At 73.6% G+C, this 22,197-nt stretch carries 23 protein-coding genes, 3 tRNA genes and 2 pseudogenes; 7 read left to right on the forward strand and 21 right to left on the reverse strand.

Going from position 1 to position 22,197, the window contains the following annotated elements:
* Positions 1-33: 33 nt before the first annotated feature.
* The 5 genes and pseudogenes from rplA to MF408_RS06500 form a co-directional block, all read right to left on the reverse strand.
* Positions 34-758, reverse strand: a pseudogene (gene rplA / locus MF408_RS06480) (50S ribosomal protein L1).
* Between the two features lie 67 nt (positions 759-825).
* Positions 826-1,257, reverse strand: a complete 432-nt coding sequence (gene rplK, locus MF408_RS06485; RefSeq protein WP_240250723.1) for a 50S ribosomal protein L11 — start codon at positions 1,255-1,257, stop codon at positions 826-828.
* A 155-nt stretch (positions 1,258-1,412) separates the two neighbouring features.
* Positions 1,413-2,159: a transcription termination/antitermination protein NusG gene (nusG, locus tag MF408_RS06490; protein WP_240251700.1), complete on the reverse strand. Its 747-nt coding sequence runs from the start codon at positions 2,157-2,159 to the stop codon at positions 1,413-1,415.
* A 196-nt stretch (positions 2,160-2,355) separates the two neighbouring features.
* Positions 2,356-2,625 (reverse strand): preprotein translocase subunit SecE, encoded by a 270-nt coding sequence (secE, locus tag MF408_RS06495; protein ID WP_345893860.1) that lies wholly within the window; start codon positions 2,623-2,625, stop codon positions 2,356-2,358.
* 30 nt (positions 2,626-2,655) lie between these two features.
* A tRNA-Trp gene (locus MF408_RS06500) sits at positions 2,656-2,728 on the reverse strand.
* Positions 2,729-3,131: 403 nt separating this feature from the next.
* On the opposite strand from MF408_RS06500, the gene add reads away from it, so the two are divergent.
* Both add and MF408_RS06510 read left to right on the forward strand, forming a co-directional pair.
* Complete coding sequence (gene add / locus MF408_RS06505) at positions 3,132-3,950, forward strand: adenosine deaminase (RefSeq protein WP_275693366.1); 819 nt, start codon at positions 3,132-3,134, stop codon at positions 3,948-3,950.
* Positions 3,951-4,013: 63 nt separating this feature from the next.
* Positions 4,014-4,463, forward strand: coding sequence for a DUF4190 domain-containing protein (locus MF408_RS06510; protein WP_240250724.1), 450 nt, complete (start codon positions 4,014-4,016; stop codon positions 4,461-4,463).
* A gap of 40 nt (positions 4,464-4,503) precedes the next feature.
* Here MF408_RS06510 and MF408_RS06515 read toward each other — a convergent pair.
* The 10 genes and pseudogenes from MF408_RS06515 to MF408_RS06560 all read right to left on the reverse strand — a co-directional run bounded on the left by MF408_RS06515 (position 4,504) and on the right by MF408_RS06560 (position 10,802).
* A pseudogene (locus tag MF408_RS06515) lies at positions 4,504-5,576 on the reverse strand (UDP-N-acetylmuramate dehydrogenase).
* A complete protein-coding gene (locus tag MF408_RS06520) occupies positions 5,569-5,967 on the reverse strand; it encodes a MaoC/PaaZ C-terminal domain-containing protein (RefSeq protein ID WP_240250725.1) in 399 nt (132 codons plus the stop codon). Before MF408_RS06520 ends, MF408_RS06515 begins: the two are co-directional and overlap by 8 nt.
* A complete protein-coding gene (locus MF408_RS06525; protein ID WP_240250726.1) occupies positions 5,964-6,356 on the reverse strand; it encodes a MaoC family dehydratase N-terminal domain-containing protein in 393 nt (130 codons plus the stop codon). The genes MF408_RS06520 and MF408_RS06525 overlap by 4 nt, the downstream gene beginning before the upstream one ends.
* A 284-nt stretch (positions 6,357-6,640) precedes the next feature.
* Positions 6,641-6,811 (reverse strand): 50S ribosomal protein L33, encoded by a 171-nt coding sequence (gene rpmG / locus MF408_RS06530; protein WP_240250727.1) that lies wholly within the window; start codon positions 6,809-6,811, stop codon positions 6,641-6,643.
* Positions 6,812-6,855: 44 nt separating this feature from the next.
* A tRNA-Met gene (locus MF408_RS06535) sits at positions 6,856-6,929 on the reverse strand.
* Positions 6,930-6,959: 30 nt separating this feature from the next.
* Positions 6,960-7,032, reverse strand: a tRNA-Thr gene (locus MF408_RS06540).
* Between the two features lie 85 nt (positions 7,033-7,117).
* On the reverse strand, positions 7,118-8,518 hold the full coding sequence (locus MF408_RS06545) for an amidase (protein WP_240250728.1): 1,401 nt from the start codon (positions 8,516-8,518) through the stop codon (positions 7,118-7,120).
* A gap of 9 nt (positions 8,519-8,527) precedes the next feature.
* A complete protein-coding gene (locus MF408_RS06550; protein WP_240250729.1) occupies positions 8,528-9,100 on the reverse strand; it encodes a DNA-3-methyladenine glycosylase I in 573 nt (190 codons plus the stop codon).
* Between the two features lie 2 nt (positions 9,101-9,102).
* A complete protein-coding gene (locus MF408_RS06555) occupies positions 9,103-10,182 on the reverse strand; it encodes a pirin family protein (RefSeq protein WP_240250730.1) in 1,080 nt (359 codons plus the stop codon).
* 62 nt (positions 10,183-10,244) lie between these two features.
* Entirely contained in the window at positions 10,245-10,802 is a 558-nt protein-coding gene (locus MF408_RS06560) for a hypothetical protein (protein ID WP_240250731.1), read from the reverse strand.
* Between the two features lie 365 nt (positions 10,803-11,167).
* Here MF408_RS06560 and MF408_RS06565 point away from each other — a divergent pair, with 365 nt between their 5' ends.
* Positions 11,168-11,884 (forward strand): hypothetical protein, encoded by a 717-nt coding sequence (locus MF408_RS06565; protein WP_240250732.1) that lies wholly within the window; start codon positions 11,168-11,170, stop codon positions 11,882-11,884.
* 93 nt (positions 11,885-11,977) lie between these two features.
* On the opposite strand, the gene MF408_RS06570 is transcribed toward MF408_RS06565, so the two are convergent.
* The 5 genes from MF408_RS06570 to MF408_RS06590 all read right to left on the reverse strand — a co-directional run bounded on the left by MF408_RS06570 (position 11,978) and on the right by MF408_RS06590 (position 16,995).
* Positions 11,978-12,418 (reverse strand): GNAT family N-acetyltransferase, encoded by a 441-nt coding sequence (locus MF408_RS06570; RefSeq protein WP_240250733.1) that lies wholly within the window; start codon positions 12,416-12,418, stop codon positions 11,978-11,980.
* 93 nt (positions 12,419-12,511) lie between these two features.
* Positions 12,512-13,846 (reverse strand): IucA/IucC family protein, encoded by a 1,335-nt coding sequence (locus MF408_RS06575; RefSeq protein ID WP_240250734.1) that lies wholly within the window; start codon positions 13,844-13,846, stop codon positions 12,512-12,514.
* A gap of 7 nt (positions 13,847-13,853) precedes the next feature.
* Positions 13,854-14,783, reverse strand: a complete 930-nt coding sequence (locus tag MF408_RS06580; protein WP_240250735.1) for a GNAT family N-acetyltransferase — start codon at positions 14,781-14,783, stop codon at positions 13,854-13,856.
* Positions 14,780-16,114 (reverse strand): SidA/IucD/PvdA family monooxygenase, encoded by a 1,335-nt coding sequence (locus MF408_RS06585; RefSeq protein ID WP_240250736.1) that lies wholly within the window; start codon positions 16,112-16,114, stop codon positions 14,780-14,782. The genes MF408_RS06580 and MF408_RS06585 overlap by 4 nt, the downstream gene beginning before the upstream one ends.
* Positions 16,111-16,995, reverse strand: coding sequence for a pyridoxal-dependent decarboxylase (locus MF408_RS06590; protein WP_275693367.1), 885 nt, complete (start codon positions 16,993-16,995; stop codon positions 16,111-16,113). The genes MF408_RS06585 and MF408_RS06590 overlap by 4 nt, the downstream gene beginning before the upstream one ends.
* Before the next feature lie 756 nt (positions 16,996-17,751).
* Between MF408_RS06590 and MF408_RS06595 the strand changes: the two genes are divergently transcribed.
* The 3 genes from MF408_RS06595 to MF408_RS06605 all read left to right on the forward strand — a co-directional run bounded on the left by MF408_RS06595 (position 17,752) and on the right by MF408_RS06605 (position 19,178).
* The gene (locus tag MF408_RS06595; protein WP_240250737.1) at positions 17,752-17,913 is read left to right on the forward strand and encodes a hypothetical protein; all 162 of its coding nucleotides are present in this window, start codon (positions 17,752-17,754) and stop codon (positions 17,911-17,913) included.
* A complete protein-coding gene (locus MF408_RS06600; protein WP_240250738.1) occupies positions 17,904-18,497 on the forward strand; it encodes a hypothetical protein in 594 nt (197 codons plus the stop codon). The genes MF408_RS06595 and MF408_RS06600 overlap by 10 nt, the downstream gene beginning before the upstream one ends.
* A gap of 213 nt (positions 18,498-18,710) precedes the next feature.
* On the forward strand, positions 18,711-19,178 hold the full coding sequence (locus MF408_RS06605; protein WP_240250739.1) for a nitroreductase/quinone reductase family protein: 468 nt from the start codon (positions 18,711-18,713) through the stop codon (positions 19,176-19,178).
* Positions 19,179-19,239: 61 nt separating this feature from the next.
* Here the strand turns inward: MF408_RS06605 and MF408_RS06610 are convergent, their stop codons facing one another.
* Positions 19,240-20,289, reverse strand: coding sequence for an LD-carboxypeptidase (locus MF408_RS06610; RefSeq protein WP_240250740.1), 1,050 nt, complete (start codon positions 20,287-20,289; stop codon positions 19,240-19,242).
* 49 nt (positions 20,290-20,338) lie between these two features.
* Here MF408_RS06610 and nhaA point away from each other — a divergent pair, with 49 nt between their 5' ends.
* Positions 20,339-22,192: a Na+/H+ antiporter NhaA gene (gene nhaA / locus MF408_RS06615; RefSeq protein ID WP_240250741.1), complete on the forward strand. Its 1,854-nt coding sequence runs from the start codon at positions 20,339-20,341 to the stop codon at positions 22,190-22,192.
* Positions 22,193-22,197 lie beyond the last annotated feature (5 nt).

Below are 22,197 nucleotides of genomic sequence, written 5' to 3' on the forward strand. Positions count from 1 at the left end.
CATCTCAATGGGGAGAAAGCCCCCCACTCGGCCTCAGGCGGAGGCGGCAGCCTCGTCGTCGGCCGCGACGTTCTTGGTGCGGTTGGGGTCGACCTGGATGCCGGGGCCCATGGTCGTGGAGACCGTGACCTTCTTGATGTAGCGGCCCTTGGAGCTGGCCGGCTGAGCCGCAGCACCTCCTCCAGCGCCGAGGCGTAGTTCTCGGCGAGCTGGGTCTCGGAGAAGGACGCCTTGCCGATGATGAAGTGCAGGTTGGCGTGGCGGTCGACGCGGAACTCGATCTTGCCGCCCTTGATGTCGGTGACGGCCTTGGCCGGGTCGGGCGTGACGGTGCCGGTCTTGGGGTTCGGCATCAGGCCGCGCGGGCCGAGCACGCGGCCGAGGCGGCCGACCTTGCCCATCATGTCGGGCGTCGCGACGACGGCGTCGAAGTCGAGCCAGCCGCCGTTGACCTTCTCGATCAGGTCGTCGCCGCCGACGAAGTCGGCACCGGCCTCACGGGCGGCCTCGGCCTGCGCCGCGTTGGCGAACACCAGGACGCGGGCGGTCTTGCCGGTGCCGTGCGGCAGGTTGACGGTGCCGCGCACCATCTGGTCGGCCTTGCGGGGGTCGACGCCGAGCCGCATGACCACGTCGAGGGTCTCGTCGAACTTCTTCTTGCTCGACGCCTTGGCGAGCTTGATCGCCTCGAGCGGGCTGTGGATCGCGTTGCGGTCGAACGTCGCGGCCGCGGCGCGGTAGGACTTGCTGCGCTGCATGGTGGTTCCTCTTCTCAGGAGTGCGTGGTCGTCGGGCCAGCGCGGCCCTGCCACTGGTGGGGTGGGCTCAGCCGTCGACGGTGACGCCCATGGAGCGGGCGGTGCCCTCCACGATCTTCATCGCTGCGTCGACGTCGTTGGCGTTGAGGTCGGGGAGCTTGGTCTGCGCGATCTCGCGGACCTGGTCGCGCGTCAGCTTGCCGACCTTCTCCTTGTCCGGGACACCCGAGCCCTTCTGCAGACCGGCGGCCTTCTTGATCAGCTCGGCGGCCGGCGGGGTCTTGGTGATGAAGTCGAACGACCGGTCCTCGTAGATCGTGATCTCGACCGGGATGACGTTGCCGCGCATGGACTCGGTCTGGGCGTTGTACGCCTTGCAGAAGTCCATGATGTTGACGCCGTGCGGACCGAGGGCGGTACCGACCGGCGGCGCCGGCGTCGCAGCACCGGCCTGGAGCTGGACCTTGACCAGCGCGGCAATCTTCTTCTTGGGAGGCATGCTCGTCTCTTTCTTCTCGTGGTCATGACGAGGGCGTACGACGCCCTCTGCCACCTGTGTTGCTGGGCAACCTGTCTATTGTCCGGCTCCCGGGCGGGCTTGTGAAATCCCCGCTCCCGGACCCGGTGGTCCCGGCCTCGGCGCCGCGAGCGGCGTCAGACCTTCTGCACCTGGCTGAAGCTGAGCTCGACCGGCGTCTCGCGGCCGAAGATCTCGACCAGCGCCTTGACCCGCTGCGCCTCGGCGTTGATCTCGGTGATCGTGGCGTGCAGCGTGGCGAACGGGCCGTCGACGACCATGACCGAGTCGCCCTCGGAGAAGTCGGCGACCTCGATCGGCTTCTTGGCGGTCGGGGCGGCGGCGCCGGTGGCGGCGGCCCCGGCCTCGGCCTCGGCCGGGGCGGGCGCGACGATCGTCGGGGCCAGCATCTTCTCGACCTCGTCGAGGCTGAGCGGCACCGGCTGGTGGCTGTGGCCGACGAAGCCGGTGACCGACGGGGTGTGCCGCACGGCGGCCCACGACTCGTCGGTGAGGTCCATCCGGACCAGGACGTAGCCGGGGAGCACGGTGCGCTTGACCATCTTGCGCTGGCCGTTCTTGATCTCGGCCACCTCCTCGGTGGGGACCACGATCTCGTGGATGAAGTCCTCCATGTTGAGGGAGTGGATCCGGTTCTCGAGGTTCTGCTTCACCCGGTTCTCCATGCCGGAGTAGGTGTGCACCACGAACCAGTCGCCGAGCTTCATCGCGAGCTCGCGGCGGAACTCCTCGAGCGGGTCGGCCGGCTCCGCGGCGCCGTCGGCCTCCCCTGCCCCACCGGCTCCCTCGACACCGTCGAGGTCGTCGGGCAGCGCCGCGTCGGGCGCCTCGACCGGGACGGCCTGGGTGTCGTCGAGGCCCATCTCGGCGTCGGTCGTCTCGTCGGTGACCTCGGCGTCGAGCCGCGGGTCGTCGAGGACGTCGGGCCCGTCGTTCGGCTCGCCGTACTGGTCCTCGAGGGACTGCTCGGTCGAGTCGGTGGACTCGGGGAACTGCTCCGACACGTGCTGCTCCATCAGTTGCTGTTCGGTGGGGTGGACGCCGCGCTGGGAGCGGGCGTCACACGCTGTCGCCGCCCGTGAAGATCTCGAAGACCGCCTTGCCGAACCCGAGGTCGAGCAGCGAGACGATCGCGATCATCACGAGGACGAAGGCCATCACGACCAAGAAGTAGGTCACCAGCTGGTCGCGGGTGGGATAGACCACCTTGCGCAGCTCGGCGACGACCTGCCGGTAGAAGGTCACCGGTCCGGTGCGCTTGTCGCCCGCCTTGCCGGCGTCGGACGTGCGACCCTTCTGGGTCGCGCTGCTGTCCGACACGCTGCTCACCACCTTGAGTCCGCTTCTTGTCTGGTCCTGCAGGGCACGAGGGACTTGAACCCCCAACCTTCGGTTTTGGAGACCGATGCTCTGCCAGTTGAGCTAGTGCCCTCCGACGGCGATCCCGGTCTCCCCGCGTCACCGTGAACGAACCGTCACGAGGGCGCGACCGACCATGGGGGAAAGCCACCGAGGGATGAGTCTACGCATCCCCTGCCAACCGGGCCAAAAGCAGTCCGCCGACGAACGTCCGACACGGGCCGGCGCCGGGGGCCCGCGGTCCGGCCCGGCCGCCCTCTACGATCGCCGGGTGCGCGACCTCCACCGGCTCCCGAAGGCGCACCTCCACCTGCACTTCACCGGCTCGATGCGGCACGCCACCCTGCTCGAGCTCGCCGCCCGCGACCGGATCCACCTGCCCGACGCGCTGGTCGAGGAGTGGCCGCCGCGGCTCACGGCGGCCGACGAGAAGGGGGTGGTTCCGCTTCCAGCGCCTCTACGACGTCGCGCGCTCGGTGCTGCGCACCGAGGACGACGTACGCCGCCTGGTCCGCGAGGCCGCGGAGGACGACGTCGCCGACGGCGGGCGGTGGCTGGAGATCCAGGTCGACCCGAGCGGCTACGCCGCGCGCTTCGGCGGCATCACGCCGTTCACCGACCTGGTGCTCGACGCCGTCCGCGACGCCTCTGCCCGCACCGGGCTCGGGATCGCGGTGATCATCGCCGCCAACCGGACCCGCCACCCGCTCGACGCCCGCACCCTCGCCCGGCTGGCGGCGCAGTACGTCGACCGCGGCGTCGTCGGCTTCGGGCTGTCCAACGACGAGCGGCGCGGGTCGACCCCCGACTTCGGCCCCGCGTTCCGGATCGCCGAGCGGGCCGGGCTGATGCTGGCGCCGCACGGCGGTGAGCTGCGCGGGCCCGAGCACATCCGGACCTGCCTCGACGCCCTGCACGCCGACCGGCTCGGCCACGGCGTGCGGGCCGCCGAGGACCCGGACCTGCTCGCCCGCATCGTCGACGCCGACATCGCCCTCGAGGTGTGCCCGGTGTCCAACGTCGCGCTCGGCGTCTACTCCGACCCGTACTCGGTGCCGCTGCCGACCCTCCTGGAGGCCGGCGCGACGGTCGCGCTCGGCGCCGACGACCCCCTGCTCTTCGGCACCCGCCTGGCCGGCCAGTACGCCACCGTGCGGGCCGCGCACGAGCTCGCCGACGAGCAGCTCGCCGAGCTGGCCCGGATGTCGTTCCGCGCCAGCCGGGCGCCCGCGGAGCTGCGCAAGCAGGCACTCGCCGACATCGACGCCTGGCTGGCGGCCGACCCGGGCCGGTGACCTGGTCGGCGCCGCCGAGCCGGGTCGGCGCTGCGTTTCAGGGCCCGGTGGTTGACTGGCGAGATGGGCGACCAGTACCCGCCGTACCAGCCGCCGTCCGACCCGGAGCCCGAGCCGGAGCGGCCCGACGACGGCGGGGGCTCCCGGGACCCGCGGTTCGACCCCTACGACCCACCACTCGGCGCGCACGACCTGGCGGCGATGGGTTTCGCGCCCGCCCACGCCGGTGCGTTCCGGGCGATGTCGCTGGGCGGCGCCAGCCTCTTCCTGGCTGTGTTCAACCTCTTCTGCTGCTTCAGCGGGATCATCAGCCTCGTGATCGGGCCGATCGCGGTGGGGACCGGCCTCCGCGCTCGCCGCGAGATCGACGCCGACCCCGGCCGCTACGGCAACCGCAGCATGGCCGTGTCGGGCATCGTGACCGGCGCCCTGGGCACCGTCGTCGGCGCGCTGACGACGGTGTTCTACCTGTTCTACGTCGGGCTGGCGTTCAACGCCGGCTTCGTCTATTGACGACGCCCGCCGCTCCGACCCTCCTGGCCGGGCCGGTGGGCTAGAGCTCGCAGCCGACCAGGACCGGCTCGTTGACGAGCCGGATGCCGAAGGCGTCCTCCACGCCGTCGCGCACCTCGCGGGCGAGCTCGACCAGCTCGGCGGTGGTGGCGCCGCCGCGGTTGGTGAGCGCGAGCGTGTGCTTGGTCGACAGGGAGACCCGGCCGTGGTCGGGGCCGTGGCCCTTGCCGAAGCCGGCGTGCTCGATCAGCCACGCGGCGCTGGTCTTCACCCGCGCGGGGTCGGCGGTCGGCCAGGTCGGCGCACCCGCGGGAACCGCCCCGAGGGGGACGACAGGATTGGTGAAGAACGAGCCGGCGCTCCAGGTGTCGGGGTCGGCCTCGTCGAGCACCATCCCCTTCCCGGCGCGCAGCCCCAGCACGGCGGCGCGGACGTCGGCCAGCGGCGCCCGGTCGCCGGGCTCGACTCCCAGGGCGCGGGCGAGCTCGGCGTACGCCACCGGCGCGCCGAGGTCGCCCTGCCGCAGCTGGAACGTCACCGACAGCACCAGGTGGCGGCCGCCGAAGGCGTCGTAGCGGTCGACCTTGAACCGGGACGTGCGGTAGCCGAAGCCGCAGTCGGCGCCGGCGAAGGTTCGTACGCCGCGCAGCTTGCGGTCCCAGACCCGCACCGAGGCGATGGTCTGGGGAGACCTCCCTGGCCGTAGGCGCCGACGTTCTGCACCGGTGTCGCCCCCACCGACCCGGGGATGCCGGAGAGCGCCTCGACCCCGACCCAGCCGCGCTCGACGGCCCGGGCGACGAGGTCGTCCCACGACTCCCCCGCTGCGACGGTCACCAGGACGCCTCCGCACGTGGGGTCGTCGCCGTCGTCCTCGTCGGCGGCGATGCCGCGGGTGGCGACCTCGACCACGGTGCCGGCGAAGCCGTCGTCGGCGACGACGAGGTTGCTGCCGCCGCCGAGCACGAGGACCGGCTCGCCGGCGGCGTCGGCCGCCGAGACCGCGGCGACCAGCTCGTCCTCGTTGGTGGCCCGCACCCAGGTGCGGGCCGGGCCGCCGAGCCGGAGCGTGGTGTGGTCGGCCAGCCGCCCCTCCGGCTCCGGTTCAGGCACGGACGACTGCCTTCGGCGCCCCCAGCACCTTCCGGCCCTCGCAGGTCACCTCCAGCACCAGCGTCACCCGGTCGTCGGCGACGCTCTTGACGACGCCGCCGACCCGGATCGTGGCTCCGCCGTCCTCGGGGACGACCACCGGGTGGGTGAACGTGCAGGACAGGTCGAGGACCTCCGCGTCGCCGGTCCACTCCGCGACCGCACGGGCGGCCAGCGCCATCGTGTACATCCCGTGCGCCACCACACCGGGCAGGCCGACCGCGACCGCGACCGCCTCGTCCTGGTGGATCGGGTTGTGGTCGCCCGACGCCGCGGCGTAGGCGACCAGGTCGCTGCGGCGCACCACGAACTCCTGCGCGTGGAGCTCGGCGCCCTGCACCAGCGGTGTCATGCGTTCCCCCGGTGGACCAGGGTGGCGCCGGTGCGGCACACGAGACCGCCCTCCGCGTCGGTGATGGCGCTGGTCGTGCGGAGGATGTCGGCGCCGTCGATCTGGCGCAGCCCGGTCACGGTCAGCGTCGCGGTGAGCTCGTCGCCGACCCGCACCGGCCGCTCGTAGCTGAACTTCTGGTCGCCGTGCACGATCCGCGACAGGTCGACCTGCTCGGCCTCGAGGAAGTCGAGGAGCGCACGGAAGGTCACGACGATGGGGAACGTCGCCGGCACCCGAGCGCTGCGGGTCCCGGTCGCCGCGGCGAAGGCGGCGACGTCCTCCTCGGTCACGACGAAGGGCCGGGTCGGCGGGAACTCCCGCCCGACCAGCGAGGCGTCGATCGGCATGGGCCCAGCCTAGGGGGCCCGGGGGCGCGGGTCGCTGGACGGTCTCGGGGGTGCTGGGTCGGGCTCCGGGGCGGGGCTGGTCGCGGCGCAGCAGGCGCAGATTCATCACGGTATGTCGGCGAACCTGCGCCTCCCACGGCGTACCCACCGTGGGAAGCGGCGACTCGGCGACATACCTTGATGAATCTGCGGCGGCTGTGGCCCGACACCTCCCCGGAAACACCGCGGCCCGGCCTCCCTCGACGGGAGCCGGGCCGTGCGGGCAGTGCCGACGACTGCGGGGCTCAGCGGGTCTCGCGGTGCGCCGTGTGGGTGCGGCAGCGCGGGCAGAACTTCTTCAGCTCGAGCCGGTCAGGGTCGTTGCGGCGGTTCTTCTTGGTGATGTAGTTGCGCTCCTTGCAGTTCACGCAGGCGAGCGTGATCTTGGGGCGAACGTCGGAGCTCTTGCTGGCCACGGGAAAGTCCTCTGCTGCTGGTCTTCGCTGCTGGTCGTCTGGCGTAGCGGGGGCGGGACTCGAACCCGCGACACCACGATTATGAGCCGTGTGCTCTAACCACCTGAGCTACCCCGCCAGGGGTTCGGGGCGAGCCCCGTGCTCCCAGAGCCCCTTTACGGAATCGAACCGTAGACCTACTCCTTACCATGGAGTCGCTCTGCCGACTGAGCTAAAGGGGCAACGCCGGAGAACTATACGAGGCTCGGGCAACCAACGAGAAATCGGGGCGCACCCGCCGTCGACGGCGGCCGTCCCGGAGGTCGCTCAGCCGGTGATCCGCGGGAACGGACGGGCCTGCTCCAGCTCGTAGGCGAGCTCCAGCAGCGCCGCCTCCTGGCCCGCCCCGGCGCCGAACATCATCCCCTGCGGCAGCCCCTCCGCCGTGGTCGCGAGCGGCAGCGACACCGCCGGGGTGCCGGTGACGTTCTGCAGCGGCGTGAACGCCACCCAGGTCAGCAGCCGGTCCATGACGGTCTCGTAGTCCTGGGTGGGGTCGAGGTGCCCGATCCGCGGCGTCGGCGTGGCGACCGTCGGGCTCAGCGTGGCGTCGTACTTCTGGAAGAACAGCTCGGCGTCGCGGACGCAGCGCCGCAGCCGCAGCACGGCGCCGGGCAGCCGGTGGGCGTTGCGGCGGGCATGGGTGGCCAGCCCGGTCGTCAGCCGGTCGTGACGGGCGCGGTCGAAGCTGCGGCCGTGGACCAGCCGGCCGGTGCCGAGCATGGCGACGGCGAGGCTGGCCCAGTAGAGGAGGAAGTCGTCGGCGAAGCCGGCGTGGACCGGCGGGTCGACCTCGATCACGGTGTGGCCGAGGTCCTCCAGCAGCCGGGCGACGTCCTCGGTGAGCGCGGTGACCTCGGCGTCGGCGCCGCGGGAGAGACCGGTGGTGTTGAGCGCCACCCGCAGCCGTTTGCGGCCCGGCCGGGTGATGTCGCCGACCGGCGGCAGCGCCAGTGGCCGGTAGACGCGCTCGGCCTCGCGGAAGAAGGCCGCGGTGTCCCGGACGCTGCGGGTCAGGACGCCGTCGTGGACGATGCGCACCGGCATCTGCCGCATGGCGGCGTCCTGCGCGAGCCGGCCGCGGGTCGGCTTGAGGCCGACCAGGCCGTTGACCGACGCCGGGATGCGGATCGAGCCGCCGCCGTCGTTGGCGTGCGCGATCGGCACCGCACCGGCCGCGACGAGCGCGGCGGAGCCGGCGCTCGAGGCGCCGGCGGAGTGGTCGGTGCTCCACGGCGACCGCACCGGCCCGAGCCGCGGGTGCTCGGCGCAGGCGCTGAAGCCGTACTCCGACAGCTGGGTCTTCCCGAGCGGGAGCAGCCCGGTGGCGAGGTACATCCGGGCGAAGTCGCCGTCCTTCTTGGCCGGGTACGGCGTCCACGCGTCGGTGCCGTGCATGGTCGGCATGCCGGCGACGTCGACGTTGTCCTTGACGAACGTCGGCACCCCTGCGAAGTACCCGCCCCGCGGGTCCGCGGACTCCGTGCGGGCCCGGTCGAACGCCTTGTGCGCGACCGCACCCAGCTCGTCGCAGACCTGCTCGGTGCGGGCGATCGCCGCCTCGACCACCTCGACGACGGAGACCTTCCGGGCCTGGATGTGCTCGACGAGCCCGACCGCGTCGAGGTCGCCGAGGGCGTCGTCGGAGAAGGCGTGCACGCGAGGCATGCGGGCACGCTACTGGCCGCGGCGGTGGCAGCCCAGCAGGTGGGGGTCGAAGACGCCGATCGCCTCCATCAGCGCGAACATCGTGGTCGGGCCGACGAACGCGAACCCCCGTCGCTTGAGCTCCTTCGACAACGCCACCGACTCCGCCGAGGTGGTGGCCAGCTCCTCGGTCGTCGCCGGGGCGGGCGGCTGCTCCGGCGTGAAGCCGAGCACCAGCTGCTCCAGCCCGCCGTCGTCGCGCAGGTCCACGGTGGCGCGGGCGTTCTGGACCGCGGCCTCGATCTTGCGGCGGTTGCGCACGATCCGCGCGTCGCCCATCAGCCGCTCGACCTCCGTCGCGCCGTAGCCGGCCACCACGTCGGCGTCGAACCCGGCGAACACCTCGCGGAAGGCCGGGCGCTTGGCGAGGATCGTCGCCCACGACAGCCCGGACTGGAACGCCTCGAGCGTCAGCCGCTCCAGGTACGCCGCCTCGCCGGACACCCGCCTGCCCCACTCCTCGTCGTGGTAGTCGCGCATCACGCCGGGTCCGCCTGCCCACGGGCAGCGCGCGACACCGTCCTCGCCGACGACCGGCCCCACGGTCAGCTCCGCTCCCGGAGGCGGGCGTTGGGCAGCACCGGCGCGGGGATCGGCGCCAGGTGGTCGCCCGCGACGACCCCGAACCGGCCGGGCCGCACCTGCTGCGCGTCCTCGACGACGCGGAGCGGCTGCTCACCCTCCTCGCGGAGGCCGCCCGCCTGCCCGGGGCTGCGCTCGGCCCCGCCGGCCCCGGCCGCCCCGTCGTCGGCCAGGACCTGCGCCTGCCACTCCTCGCGGTAGCCGACGACCTCCTCGTGGGTGCGGCCGACGAAGTTCCACCACATCACGATCGCCTCGCCGAACGGCGGGCCGCCGATCACGAGCACGCGGGCGCCCTCGTCGCCCGCCGTCAGGACCAGCGTCCCGTCGCCGGGCGGGGCGTAGGCGAGGTCGGCCCGGCCGGCGGTGACGCCGTCGACCACCACCGAGCCGAGGTCGACGAGGACGCCGTGCTCGAACGACGCGTCCACCTCCATCGGGAGGACGACGCCCGGGTCGAGGACGACCTCGGCCCCGAGCAGTGGCGTGTACGTCGTCACCGGCGACGTCTCGCCGAGGAGCGTGCCGAGGAACACCCGGCCGCGCCAGCCGTCGCCGGCGACCTCGGGGGGCGCGTAGTGCTCGAACCCGGGGTCGGTGTGGCGGCTCTCGTCGGGCAGCGCCACCCACAGCTGCGCGCCGTGCAGGTCGGTGGTCGTCGCCGTCGACACCTCCGAGTGGCTGATCCCGCGGCCGGCGGTCATCAGGTTGACCTCGCCGGGCCGCACCAGGGCGTGGTTGCCGGCGCTGTCGCGGTGCTCGATCTCGCCCTCGAACAGCCAGCTGACCGTCTGCAGCCCGGTGTGCGGGTGCGGCGCGACCTTCATCCCGCCGGTCTGGGCGACCGGGTCCGGGCCGTAGTGGTCGAGGAAGCACCACGCGCCGATCAGCGACCGCTGCCGCTGCGGGAGGGTGCGGCGCACCGTCATCGCCCGCGGCCCGCCGAGCGGCACCTCCCGCGGCGCCATCACCTCCACACCGGCTCCCTCGGGCACGGCGCTCGTGCAGGTCAGCTGCTGGGGTCGCTGCTCGGGGTTGCTCACGCGGCCATCCTCCCGCGCACGTCAACGCCGCCCCGTGCGCAACGGTGACGCGAGCGGGCGCGTCAGCAGGAGCCGCGCGGCTCGACCTTCGTCACCCGCCAGGGGCCGGAGAGGTTGGTGACCGTCACCTGCTGGGAGACCCGGTCGGCCGTCCCGAGCAGCGCGGGCGCACCGGCCGGCACGTCGAGCTCGCTGCCGTCGACGCACACCTCGAGCCGCAGCACGGTGTCGCGCGGCTTCGCCGAGCGGACCTCGAGCACCACGGTGCCGTCGTACGTCGCGCCCTCGTCGCCGAGCCGCTCGGCGGCGGCGACGACCCGGTCGGCCACGGCCCCGACCGCGCTGAAGGTGAGCAGCTCGTTGGCCCCGCCCTCCCGCGCCGCGAGCTGACGGCCGCGCTCGAAGTCGACGTAGACCTGCAGCGCGTCGGCGTAGACGCCCTCCAGGTCGGGCTCGTGGGCCAGGTCGACGCCCTCGTCGGGGTAGTCGATCCCGTCGTCGCCGGACGGCGCCGACGCCTCCTGCCCGTCCCCGGGCGCCGACGGCTCGTCGTCACCGCACCCCGCGAGCAGGAGGGGCACGACCGCGAGCGCGGCCAGGCCGCGACCCAGTCGGTGCATGGTGCTCCCTCCTCCGGCGCGCGGCTGCATGCCTGCCGTCCACGCTAGCAACCGGTCGCAGCGCCGCTGCTGGGGCCGGTGTCCTCGTCCGGAGGGATGAACCCACCGGGCAGGGTCGCGACTTCTCGGGACTTCTCGCCGTCGGGGAGGCCCCGGACGGTCTAGATTGTGCCGCGACCATCGGCGCCCCGCGTCGGTGACCGAACTCGAAGGAGAAACGACCATGTCGGCAAGCCAGCCTCCCCCGCCGCCTCCGGGCCCTCCGGGTCCCCCCGCCGCCGTCCGGCGGGATGCCGCCCGGCGGCTACGGCGCGACGCCTCCGGGTGGGTACGGCGGGCCGCCCCCGGGCGGGTACGGCGGCGGGATGCCGCCCACCGGTCAGCAGCCGTGGGACCTCGGCAGCGCGGTGAGCTACGGCTGGAGCAAGTTCCAGCAGAACATGGGCCAGATGATCATCGCGACGCTGGCGATCTTCCTCGGCGCCGTGGTCATCCTCGGCCTCGGAGTCATCCTCACGACCGTCGTCCTCTCCGGTGACACCGAGTGCCGCTTCGACGACGACGGCGTGTGGACCTGTGACACCGGCGGCCTCGGCTTCTTCGGCACGATGCTGATCTGGGCCGTCACCTTCGGCCTGTTCTTCATCTACGCCCAGGTGGTCGGCGCGGGCATCATCCGCGGCTGCCTCGGCATCACCGACGGCCGGCCGTTCAAGGCCGGCGAGGTCTTCAAGTTCGACCGGCTCGGCCCGGTGCTCGTGACCTCGATCATCGTCGGCGTCGGCGTCATGATCGGAACGGTGCTCTGCTACCTGCCGGGCATCGTCATCGGGTTCGTGTGCAGCTATGCGCTCTACTTCGTCGTCGACAAGAACCTGGCGCCGATGGACGCGATCAAGGCGAGCTTCGACCTCGTCAAGAACAACCTCGGCACCACGCTGATCTGGTACATCGTCGGCGGCCTGATCGGCGGCGCGGGCGCCATCGTCTGTGGTGTCGGCATCCTCTTCACGCTGCCGATCATGCTGATCGGCACCGCCTACACCTACAAGAAGCTGACGGGCCAGCCGGTCGCTCCCTGACCCCGGCCCCCAGCCCTGCGACGGGGCGTCACCCGCACGGGTGGCGCCCCGTCGTCGTCCACGAGGTCCGCTGCCGGGGCAGGACCCGTGCCGTCAGCCGGGCGCGACGTCGGAGCGCTCGAGGAATGCCAGCTGGGCGGGCTTCGTCCCACCGCCGGGCATCGGCAGGTCCGGGACCACCGGCCCCAGCCGGAAGCCGACCCGCTGCATCAGCGCGACCGACTTGGCGTTGCGGACGTCCGGCTCGGCGACCAGCCGCCGGACCGCGGGGTCGGCGAAGCAGTGGCCGAGCAGGAACGCCAGCAGCTCCGGCGTGCGGCCGGCACGCGCGGGGTCGCTGGCCAGCAGCAGGTGCACGCCGAGGTCGCCCTCGCGCCGGTCGTAGTGCTCGCCGACCTCGTCGACCGCCGGGTCGTAGGTCTGGAAGAGGGCGAGCGGCGTGTCGTCGTGGTGGACGAGGTACGCCGCCACGTGCGGCTGCTCGTCGATCCACCGGTAGACGGTGACGACGCGCTCGCGATCGACCTCCTGCATCCCCCCAGAACACCGCGCGGTCCTCGGTGACCCACTGCAGGAGCAGGTCGGCGTCGCGCTCGGGAGCGACCGGGCGCAGCGAGAACGGCGACGTCATCGCTGCGGCCCTGCGATCGGGTTGCGGAGCGTGCCGGCGAAGATCAGCGACTGGGCCTGGTCGGCGAGGTCCACCATCTGCAGCGTGTTGCGCAGCTGCAGGCGGTTGAGGCAGCTGTGCCGGAACTCCGGCCGGCACAGGTCGTAGCGCGCGGCCGTCTCGGCGAGGTGCGGGTGGTCGGCCTCGTGCTCGAGGACGACCTCGCGCACGACCGCCCAGAACTCGGTGTCCGCCAGCACGCCGTCCTCCGCCAGCACGGCGGCAAGGTGGCGCAGGAACCCGTCGAAGACGTCGGTGTGGACCGCCAGCGCCTTCACGTCGTCGGGGAAGTCACCACGGATCCGCTCGACCTCCGGCGGCAGCGGCAGGTCGCCCATCACGGCGACCTCCTCGCCGATGTCCTTCATGAAGACCCGCACCGGCACGTGGTCGCGGACGACCAGCACCAGGTTCTCCCCGTGCGGCATGAACGCCAGGTCGTAGGCGAGGAGGCAGTGCACGAGCGGCCGCAGGTAGGCGCGGAGGTAGGTGCGCACCCACTCCTCGGCGGTGAGCGGCGAGGCCTTCACCATCGCGGTGGCGAGCGCGCCGCCGTCGCGGTCGCGGTGCAGCAGCGACGCCATCGTCACCAGCCGCTCCCCCTCGCCCACCCGGGTCACCGGGCTCTCCCGCCACAGCGCGGCGATCATCTTGCGGTAGGGCGACGGCCCGCCCCCGCGGTGGAACGCGTCGCCGGTGTAGCCGACCGACGCCAGCTCGCGGAGCACGCCGAACCCGCACGCGCGCAGGGTCGGGTCGCCGGCGACCGTCCGCGCCACCCAGTCGTTGATGGCCGGCGTCGCGGCCATGTAGGCGGGCGACAGGCCGCGCAGGAAGCCCATGTTCTGGATCGCCAGCGCGGTCTTGACGTAGTGCCGGTCGGGCCGGGAGGCGTTGAAGAACGTGCGGATCGACTGCTGCGGGCGGTGGTCGTCCTCGCCCTCGCCGAGCAGCACCAGGTCGCGACGGGCGACGTCGGGGGCGAACGTGACCGCGATCTTGTTGGTCCACTGCCAGGGGTGGACCGGCACGAACAGGTAGTCGTCGGGGTCGAGCCGGTGCCCCTCGAGGACCCGGCGGAACCGCCGTACGGTCGGCTCGCCGAGCTGCTCGGCGTAGAGCTCCTGCTCGTCGACGCCGGCGCCGACGGCGAGGTGCGTGTGCTCGCGCCGGGCCGCGACCCACAGCAGCCGGACGGGGCGCCCCGCCTCCGGCGCGAACCGCAGGTAGTCGTCGATGCCGAAGCCGATCCGGCCGTTGTTGGCGACGAACGCCGGGTGGCCTTCCGTCATCGCCGCCTCAACCGCCTGGAAGTCGGCGCGGAGCAGGTCGTCGGCCGTCGCGGTCGAGCTGCGCAGCTTCCACGCCGAGGAGGCGAGCGTCGACGCGACCTCCTCGAGGTAGGTGGGCAGCAGCTGGTCGGGGGATGCCGAGCCGCGGCGCGAGCTCGGCTACCAGGTCCTGCGCGTCGACCGGCGCGGGGCGGCCGGCCACCGTGCGGGTGAGCGAGCCGGGGTCGACAACCCAGTGGTCGAGGGCGTGCACCCGGGCCGTGAAGGTGTACGTCGACCCCGGGCCGTCGAGCACGTAGGCGTCGGGCCCGACCCGGCGCGGCGCCAGCAGCCGCTCGTGCGCGTACTCCGCGATCGCCTTCGCCACCAGGCGCCGCTGCGCCTGCTCCATCGGCTCCGGTGCCAGGTGGGCGACGGCGCGGGCGCGCTCCCAGTCCGCGCGGGTGCAGACCGACAGCATCGCCGTCTTGCCGGGCAGCGCGACCTCGCGCAGCTCGACGAACCCGGCCGCGACGTTCTTGGCGCGGATCCGGTCGTTGCGGGTGTCGGGCTCCACGACCACCCGGCGTGCCGCGGGGTCGGCGAAGCACTGGTCGAGCGCGGCGGCGAACGCCGCGTCCGTGAACCCGGGGCGCGGCTCGCCCTCCGGCGGGGCGACGAGCACGTGCATGCCGACGTCGCCCTCGCGCAGCTCCGGCAGGGCGGCGAGCGGCGAGCACGCCGGGTCGTAGCGCTCGACGAGGAACGCCGGCTCTCCGTCGACCCGGCCGAGGAACGCGTCGTGGTGGGGGTCGTCGGCGATCCGGCGGTACTCCGCCGCCACCTGCTGCACGCTCGCGCCCTGCATCCCCCAGAACACCGACCGCGGGTGGGTCACCCACCGGTGCAGGCGCCCGAGGTCGCGGTCCACGTCGAGCGGCTCGGTCGTCGTCCTCACCGGCCCACCACCGCCGGGTCGGTCCGCCGCAGGTGCTCGGGCACGCCGAAGGTCTGCACGGCGATCCGCTTCTCGACGGGGTAGACCTCCCGACCGGTCATCGCCGCGATGATCACCGAGTTGCGGTAGGCGCCCATGCCGAGGTCGGGCGCGAGCAGCGAGTGGGTGTGCTCCTCGGCGTTCTGCACGAACACCTCCCCGCCGGCGAGGTCGACGGAGTAGTCGGCGGCCACGTCGTACCTCCCCCGGGGGTCGTGCCGGATCCGGGTGCGCACGGGCTCCAGGAACGCCGGCACCGTGGGTGCGTACCCCGTCGCCAGGACCAGCCCCTCGGTGCGCAGGCCGAACGCCTCTCCCGTCTCGTCGTGGTGCAGGTCGAGGTCGTACGCCGACCCGTCCCACCGGCCGCCGACGACGGACGTGTTGGTGACGAGGGTGGTGCGCGGCCCGTCGCCGCTGACCCGCAGCCGGTAGTGCAGGTCGGAGATCGCGTCGACCAGATCGCCGCTGATTCCCTTGTAGAGGTGGCGTTGCTCGCGGGCGAGCCGCTCGCGGGTCTCCAGCGGGAGCCGGCGGTGGTAGGCGCCGTACTCCGGCGACGTCATCTCCAGCGTCAGCTTGGTGTACTCCATCGGGAAGAACCGGGGGCTGCGGGTCAGCCAGGTCAGCCGGTAGCCGTGGTCGGGCGACGCGGCCAGGAGGTCGTGGTAGACCTCCGCCGCGCTCTGCCCGCTGCCGACGACCGTGACCGAGCCGAGCCGCTGCAGCCGCTCCCGGTGCGCCAGGTAGTCGGCGGAGTGGAGGGCGACAGCGGGGCGGTCTCCCGGGGCGGCGTCGAGCAGCGGCCGCAGGCACTCCGGCACCCGCGGCGACGTGCCGATGCCCACCACGAGCCGCCGGGCGCGGAACACCTCCCCGCGCGAGGTGGTGACGACGTAGGCGGCGCCGTCGTGCTCGACCCGCTCGACCCGGCGCCCGAACCGGATGCTCGGCAGCCGCTCGGCCGCCCAGCGGCAGTAGTCGTCGTACTCGCGGCGGAGCGGGTAGAACGACTCGCGGATGTAGAACGGGTAGAGGTGGCCGCTCTCCTTCAGGTAGTTGAGGAACGACCACCGCGACGTCGGGTCGGCCATCGTCACCAGGTCGGCGAGGAACGGCACCTGGAGCGTGGCGTCGTCGAGCAGCATCCCGGGGTGCCACGCGAAGCGGTCGCGGGCCTCGAGGAAGACGCCGTCGAGCTCGCCGGACTCGCGCAACGGTTCGGTCAGGCAGGCGAGCCCCAGGTTGAACGGCCCCAGCCCGATCCCGACGAAGTCGTGGGTGCGGGTCATCGGGCGGCTCCCGCGGACGTCAGGGTCGGGCGCAGGGCTGACGCGGCCACCGCCGGTGCGGCCAGCTCACGGCCGACGTCGCAGACCTCGCCGGCGATCGCCAGCACGTCGGCGAGCGTCGCCTTCGGGTTGAGCAGGGTGAGCTTGAGGAACTGGCGCCCGTCGACCTTCGTCGCCGCCACCACGCTGGTGCCGCGCTCGAACAGCGCCGCGCGGATGCGGCGGTTGAGGCGGCCCAGGTCGGCCTCGCCGAGGGCGGCGCCCGGCGGTCGGTAGCGCAGCACGAGCGTCGAGAGGTGCGGCGGAGCCGCGATCTCGAGGGCCGGCTCCGCGCGGAGGGCGTCGTACGCCGCGTGCGCGAGGTCGACGACAGCGTCGACGTAGTCGCCGACCAGGTCGGGACCCATCGTGCGCAGGGTGAGCCACAGCTTGAGCGCGTCGAACCGGCGCGTGGTCTGGAGGCTCTTGCCGACCTGGTCGGGGTTGGTCGAGCCGGCCGGGTTGAGGTAGTCGGCGTGCCAGGTGACCGGCGCCAGCGTGGCCCGGTCGCGCACCACGACCGCGCTGGAGGAGACCGGCTGGAAGAACGTCTTGTGGAAGTCGACCGTCACCGAGTCGGCGCGCTCGATGCCGGCGAGCAGGTGCCGCCGGCGGCGCGAGACGAGCAGCCCGCCGCCGTAGGCCGCGTCGACGTGGAGCCACGCGCCGTGGGACGCGGCGGCGTCGGCGACCTGCGGCAGCGGGTCGATCGCGCCGAAGTCCGTCGTCCCGGCCGTCGCGACGACGGCGATCGGCGCCTGCCCCTCGGCGACGCACCGGGCCATCGCCGCGGCGAGCGCGACCGGGTCCATCCGCCGGGTCCCGTCGGTCGGCACGGTCACGACCGCCTGCTCCCCCGAGACCGAGCAGGCGGGCGGACTTCTGCACCGAGAAGTGGCCGTCGGCGGAGGTCAGCACGCGCATCCGCGGCAGCGGGGTGCCGGCCGCCTCGGCCCGCCCGCGGGCGAGCAGCAGCGCCTGGAGGTTCGACTGCGAGCCGCCGCTGGTGAAGACGCCGTCGGCGGTGCCGGCCGGGAAGCCGATCCGGCCGGCGGTCCACTCGACCAGCCGCCGCTCCACGAAGGTCGCGCCGACGCTCTGGTCGTAGGTGTCCAGCGAGCTGTTGACCGCCGCGACGTAGAGCTCGGCGAGCAGCGCGGGCACGACGACCGGGCAGTTGAGGTGGGCGGCGTACCGCGGGTCGTGGAACCACACGGCGTCGTCGAGCCACAGCCGGCTCATCTCCTCGATCGCCGCCGCCGTGTCGCCGAGCGGCCGGTCGAGGTCGACGTCGGCGACCGGCTTCGCCGCCTCCGCCGGGCCGACGCCGGTGACCGGTCGGCGTACGGACGCCAGCCGGTGGGCCAGGTGGGTCAGCCCCTCGGACAGCACCCGCGCGTACTCGTCGGCGTTGTCGGGGTGGAAGAGGTGGTGGGTGGGCGGGCCGGTGACGGGTGGGGTGGATGGCAGGTGCGACAAGAGCCGAGCCTCTCGTGTTAGGGCAGCCTTAGTTAGGCAGACCTTATCGACGGCCGCGGCGCCGGTGTCCACCCGGTGTGGCCCGGCTCACACCACGCCCCGGGCCTAGGCTGGTCGGCATGGGCGGGATCGAGGTGCTGGCCGGCGTCCTGGTCGACGCGCGTCCGGTCGACGCCGACGGCGGGGGCGGAGCCGTCGCCGCTGGTCGGCGCGCGGCGCGTGCTCGACACCGACCTCCCCCACGTGTCCGGCGGGGGGCCCGCCGCTCGTCGTGCGGCTGACCGGCGGCGCCGGGCAGCTGGCGGGGCCGGCGGCGCTGTGCGGGCGCAAGGGGCTGCCCCTGACCGCCCTGACGGTGCCGGTGCGCGACCTGGACGACCTCGCCGGCAACGTACGCCGCGTGGTCGCGGCCGTCGACGCGGCGCGCGCCGACGGCGCGCTGGCCGAGGACGTCACCGTGCGGGTGGCGCTGCCGCCGGAGCCGGCGGCGTACGCCTGGCTGACGGCGGCCGACGAGGTGGCGGCCGCGGAGCTGGGCCTGGCGCTGCCCCTGGCCGCCGGTCCGGTGCCGGTGGCCAGCCCGACGCTCGCCGGGTGGATGGACGCCGCCCTCGACCGCGAGGTCGCCTTCGCCGCCACCGACGGCGCGGCGGCGACCCGGTCGGCCGACGGCCACGGCGTCCTCAACGTGCTCGCCGCCACCGCCGCGCTGTGGGACGGCCACGGCCCCGACGCGGCGGTCGCCGTCCTCGAGGCCCCGCACCCCGACCCCGCCGGCCTCGACGCTGGCCGCCGCTGGTGCCGGGCCGTCGAGGTCGCCGACCCGGCCGCGACCGTCGCCGCGATCGAGGCCGCGCTCGTCTGAGGCGGCTGCGCTCGCGGCGGTGCTGGGGGCGGCGTCGCTGGGGGCGCTGGGGGGCGCGGACCGCGTGAGGTTTCCCCGGCCGACCGGGGAAACCTCAACATGTCGGGCAAAGCAATGCCGGACAAGTGGAGGTTTTGCCCGTCACGTCGCCCGCGACACCCATCGAACAGTCGGCACCCCGGCCCCGACCCCGCCATGCCCTAACGTGCCGCCATGGGTCTGCTCACCCCTGTCGCCGTCCGGCTCGGGAAGCTGTCGTGGATGCCGCGGTTCCTGCCGCAGATCGCCTGGCTCGACGACCGGCTCCAACGGCTCACCCGCGGCCGGGTGGGGTTCCTCGAGCTCGCCGGGCTCCCCGGCCTCGTGCTGACCGTGCCGGGCCGGAGGTCCGGGATCCCGCGCTCGACCAACCTGCTGACCGTGCCCTACCTCGGCGGCTGGCTGGTGGCCGGGTCGTCCTTCGGCGCGCCGGAGCCGCCGGCCTGGGCCGCCAACCTGCGCGCCGCCGACACGGCCACGGTCCGCTACCGCGGCAAGGACGTCACCGTCCGGTGGGAGGAGCTGGCGGGTGACGAGCGCGCCAGCGCCTGGGCCGCGATGGTCGAGGTGTGGCCGAACTTCGACCACTACGCCGCGCGCACCGACCGGGTGATCCCCGTCTTCCACCTCACCCGCGCCTGACCGCCGGCCCGCCTGCCCCCCCAGGGGCCCCGGACCCCCGGGCCCCCTGGCCGACGGCCATTCACGAGTAGTCGGCGACGACCCTCCGCTCAGCGCCGTCGACGGTGATCGCGCCGCCGTGCGGGAGGATCCACTGCGGCCGGGTGTGGCCGAACGGCACCCCGACGCACACCACCGCGCCGGGGTTGTAGCGCTCGACCTGCTCGAGCACCGCGTCCCGCTGCGCCGCCCGCAGCCGCGCGCGCTCCTCGGGTGCGGGCTTCGTCTCGAAGTCCGACACCGGCGGCCGCGCGAGCAGCACGGCACCGACGGCGCCGAGCAGCCCGCGCTCGCCGAGGGACCGGACGATCCAGGCCACCTCGCGCGCCGGCATCAGCTCCTCCGACGTCTCGAGCAGGAGTACGCCGCCCTCGAGGTCCTCGGGACCGGCGGTGAACCGCCCGGCGGTCAGGACCCATTGCAGCACCTCGACGCAGCCGCCCCAGCTCGGGCCGGTCACCCGGCGCGCCGGCCCCGCCCACGTCCAGGGCTCGGTGGGCTCGCGGTCGCCGTACTCCGTCAACGCCCGCGGGTCGCCCCAGTCGCGGCCGACGTCCTCGGACTCGCCGGGGTCGGTCACCTCGAGCGTGTCGCCGGTCAGCAGCGCCGCCCGCAGCGACCGGGCGTGCACGTCGTCGACGGCCGGCCCGGGGCCGAGGTGGACCTGGGTCGAGCCGCCGTAGAAGCTGGCGACGCCGTTGCCCCAGAGCCACTGGTGGAGGTTGGTGTTGTCGCTGTAGCCGAGGAACGGCTTCGGATCGCGGCGCACCGCCTCGGCGTCCAGGTGCGGCACGACGGTGATCTGGTCCTCGCCGCCGACGACCGCCAGCACCGCCCGGACCTCGGGGTCGGCGAAGGCGGCGTCGAGGTCGGCGGCCCGCGCCTCCGGGCTCGCGCCCAGCTGCCGGGTGGTGGGGTACTCGACCGGCACCAGGCCGGTCAGCCCGGCCAGCCGGTCCAGCGCCTGCTCGTGGACCTCGGGCCCCACGGCGGGCGCGGCGAACGACGGCGAGAGCACCGCGACCTTGTCGCCGGGGCGGGCCTTGGGCGGGTGCACGAGCGGGGCGGGCATGAATCCAGCACATCACACGGTTGCGTCAGGCATGGATAGCCTTGCGCCCGTGAGCGGGCAGTCGGCCACCGACGGCGAGGACTTCGAGGTCCAGGTACGCGGTCCGCTCCGCAGCTTCATCCGCACTGAGGCGGCCAGTGCCGGGCTGCTCGTCGCGGTCGCGCTCCTGGCCCTGCTGTGGGCGAACTCGCCGTGGTCCGACGCGTACGTCGACCTCTGGCACACCGAGCTCGACATCACCATCGGCGGCAGCGGGCTCACGATGGACCTGCACCACTGGGTCAACGACGGCCTGATGGTGGTGTTCTTCTTCGTGATCGGGCTGGAGGTGCGCCGGGAGTTCGCGGTCGGCGAGCTCACCGAGCACAGCCGCCTGGTCGTCCCGGTCGTCGCCGGCATCGGCGGCATGCTCGTGCCGGCCGCGATCTACCTGGCGGTCAACTCCTCCGGTGACGCGGCCGCCGGGTGGGGCGTCGTCATCGGCACCGACACCGCGTTCCTCCTCGGCGCCCTCGCGCTGGTCGGCCCCGCGGTCTCCACCCAGCTGCGGATCTTCCTGCTCACGCTGACCGTCATCGACGACATCGTCGCGGTGTCGGTGATCGGCGTCGTCTACTCCGACGACCTCGACCTCGTGTCGCTCGCGGTCGCTGCCGTCTGCCTCGCGGCCCTCGCAGGCCTCGACCGGGTCGGCGAGTGGCGGGCGTCGCCGTACGTCGCGGTCGTGGTGGTGCTGTGGGTCGCGACCCTCGAGTCCGGTGTGCACGCCGCGATCGCGGGCATGGTGTCGGGCCTGCTGGTGCCGGCGCAGGAGCCGAGCCGGGCGCTGGTCGAGGAGGCGGCGACCCGGTTCCGGGCGTTCCGCCAGTCACCGCTGCCGCAGGTGCAGCGGACGGCACGGCTCAGCCTCAACCGCGCGGTCTCGGTCAACGAGCGGCTGCAGGAGGCGCTGCACGGCTGGACCAGCTATGTCGTCGTCCCGGTGTTCGCGCTGGCCAACGCGGGCGTCGACCTCCGCGACGGCATGCTCGGCGACGCGCTGCGCTCCCCGATCACGTGGGGCGTCGTCGCCGGGCTCGTCCTGGGCAAGCTCGTCGGCATCGGCGCCACCGCGATCGCGACCGTCCGCGTCGGCCTGGGCCGGCTGCCCGAGGGCGTGGGATCCGGCCACGTCCTGGGCGGCGCCGCGCTGTCCGGCATCGGCTTCACGGTGTCCCTGCTCATCGCCGAGCTCGCCTTCGACGACCAGCGGCTGGTCGACCAGGCGCGGGTCGGCATCCTGCTCGCCGCGGTGCTCGCCACGGCCGTCGGCTGGCTGGCGTTCCGGGTCGCGGCGTCGATGTTCGACCAGCGCGACGCGGCCCTGCCGATGGTGCTCAGCGACCCGGTCGACCCCGAGCACGACCACATCCTCGGCCCGGTCGACGCGCCGCTGACGCTCGTCGAGTACCTCGACTTCGAGTGCCCGTTCTGCGCCAAGGCCACCGGCGCGGCGCACGAGGTCCGTGCCCACTTCGGCGACCGGCTGCGCTACGTGTCCCGCCACATGCCGCTCGCCGTCCACCCGCACTCCGAGCTCGCCGGCGTCGCCGCCGAGGCGGCCGGCCGGCAGGGCCGCTACTGGGAGATGCACGGCCTGCTCTTCCGCAACCAGGACCGCCTCGAGCTCGACGACCTGGTCGCCCACGCCGCCGAGCTCGGCCTCGACGTCGACCGGTTCGTCACGGACCTCGACGACGACGACCTCCACGAACGGCTCCGCCGCGACGTCGCCAGCGCCGAGACCAGCGGCGTCCGCGGCACGCCGACCTTCTTCGTCGGCGACCGCCGGCACGTCGGCCCCTACGACGCGCAGAACCTGATCGCGGCGCTCGAGGAGCTCGACCGCGGCCGCCGGGTCTGACGGCA

The organism is Nocardioides sp. TF02-7 (genome assembly GCF_022437945.1).
GTDB lineage: Bacteria > Actinomycetota > Actinomycetes > Propionibacteriales > Nocardioidaceae > Nocardioides.

Coding starts and splice junctions, on each gene's coding strand:
- MF408_RS06585 (WP_240250736.1), bottom strand. CDS start 16,114: ATGACCCGCACCCACGACTTCGTCGGGATCGGGCTGGGGCCGTTCAAC.
- MF408_RS06595 (WP_240250737.1), top strand. CDS start 17,752: ATGGGCGGGATCGAGGTGCTGGCCGGCGTCCTGGTCGACGCGCGTCCG.
- MF408_RS06510 (WP_240250724.1), top strand. CDS start 4,014: ATGGGCGACCAGTACCCGCCGTACCAGCCGCCGTCCGACCCGGAGCCC.
- MF408_RS06575 (WP_240250734.1), bottom strand. CDS start 13,846: ATGACGGAAGGCCACCCGGCGTTCGTCGCCAACAACGGCCGGATCGGC.
- MF408_RS06545 (WP_240250728.1), bottom strand. CDS start 8,518: ATGCCTCGCGTGCACGCCTTCTCCGACGACGCCCTCGGCGACCTCGAC.
- rplK (WP_240250723.1), bottom strand. CDS start 1,257: ATGCCTCCCAAGAAGAAGATTGCCGCGCTGGTCAAGGTCCAGCTCCAG.
- MF408_RS06570 (WP_240250733.1), bottom strand. CDS start 12,418: ATGCAGGAGGTCGATCGCGAGCGCGTCGTCACCGTCTACCGGTGGATC.
- MF408_RS06520 (WP_240250725.1), bottom strand. CDS start 5,967: ATGACACCGCTGGTGCAGGGCGCCGAGCTCCACGCGCAGGAGTTCGTG.
- MF408_RS06605 (WP_240250739.1), top strand. CDS start 18,711: ATGGGTCTGCTCACCCCTGTCGCCGTCCGGCTCGGGAAGCTGTCGTGG.
- MF408_RS06565 (WP_240250732.1), top strand. CDS start 11,168: ATGCCGCCCACCGGTCAGCAGCCGTGGGACCTCGGCAGCGCGGTGAGC.
- MF408_RS06610 (WP_240250740.1), bottom strand. CDS start 20,289: ATGCCCGCCCCGCTCGTGCACCCGCCCAAGGCCCGCCCCGGCGACAAG.
- MF408_RS06560 (WP_240250731.1), bottom strand. CDS start 10,802: ATGCACCGACTGGGTCGCGGCCTGGCCGCGCTCGCGGTCGTGCCCCTC.
- nusG (WP_240251700.1), bottom strand. CDS start 2,159: ATGGGCCTCGACGACACCCAGGCCGTCCCGGTCGAGGCGCCCGACGCG.
- MF408_RS06525 (WP_240250726.1), bottom strand. CDS start 6,356: ATGCCGATCGACGCCTCGCTGGTCGGGCGGGAGTTCCCGCCGACCCGG.